1 protein-coding gene and 1 pseudogene are annotated in these 1,199 nt (G+C 35.8%); both read right to left on the reverse strand.

All coding sequences use genetic code 11. The annotated features are described in order from the left end of the window. Nucleotides 1-882, reverse strand: an 882-nt coding sequence (gene dndD / locus VB714_RS07355) for a DNA sulfur modification protein DndD (protein WP_323222633.1), incomplete at its 3' end; no start/stop codon positions are given. A 2-nt stretch (nt 883-884) separates the two neighbouring features. After that, a pseudogene (locus VB714_RS07360) lies at nt 885-1,199 on the reverse strand (hypothetical protein); the annotation flags it as partial.

Consider the following 1,199-nt stretch of genomic DNA (forward strand, 5'->3'; position numbering starts at 1 on the left):
ATTTGCAGCGCGATCGCGCAAGTTTAAGCGTTCGATTTCTACCTCTTTCTTCAATTTGTCAATTTCAACGTTAATTCTATTGCGCTGAGAGGCAATTTCTCCTCCTTGGGTAAGAAACTTATCATCAGCGCGATCGTGTTCGCGTTCTGCTGCTCTAATTTTAATACCTAAATTGTCTATTTCTTCTTTGATTTTCTCTTTTTTTACTTGTAATTTAACAATCTGGCTTTCTAATTCTTCTAAATCTTTTAATTCTTTTTGTGTTGCTAATTCTTTGCGCTTGCGATGGGCTAAAGTATCCAAATCTGAGGATAATCTTTTTGCTAATTCCAATCCTAATAAAGATTGAATTGCCTCCACAACTTGAGGGGGAGGAGAATCTAGTTCTGCTAATTCTTTTACTTGTTCCCCATCAAATAAAAATAAATTAGAGATACCAATGGGTAAAATATATTCAACTCGTTCATCCCATGTTTTTGTAATGGTTTCATCTAGCCATGTATCGGTAATAATCTCTAGAGAATCTCTACCATTTTTTGGATTCTTTGTCCAGCGCCGACGAATGCGAAAAAGAACAGGTTTATTATCTTTAATATGATCGAAAGCAAGTTCTATTTTTGTTTCTTCTGTGCCTTTTGCATTACGATTTATACATTGTTCAAGAAAGTTTTGATAGCTTAGGTTTCCTCGGGTCGAACATTGTGCGCGTTGTCCGTAAAAAGCAAGACGAATGGCATCCATTAAGGTCGTTTTTCCGCCTCCATTCATTCCTCCTAACAAGATAATCGGATAATATTCTCCCTTGTTTTCCGGAGACAAATCGATAACCTGACGACCATAATAAGGTCCAAAATTTTCTAGCACTAATTCGCGAAATATCATTCCTATAATTGAATCACAAAACTATCTTGATGATGAAAATCAGCTTGTTTTTGAGGATGAGTTAGGGCATAATAAGCTAGATCGCCATTTTTAAATTTTATAACGGTACTAATGGCAACTTCTAAAACTCGATCTGGGGAAGCGATCGCGTCTAAATTAAGCTCTATATTTAATGATACACGATTATTTTCTTCTCGAATCAAAAACGGTAAGGTCATAAATTTTATCTCTTCTCTCATTCCTTCTCGATAATCCTGAAAATGATAGATATTCCAATGGCCGCTTGGGGAGAGATTGAATTCCCAATATTGAGATGA

The organism is Spirulina sp. 06S082 (assembly GCF_034932145.1).
Lineage (GTDB): Bacteria > Cyanobacteriota > Cyanobacteriia > Cyanobacteriales > Spirulinaceae > CCY15215.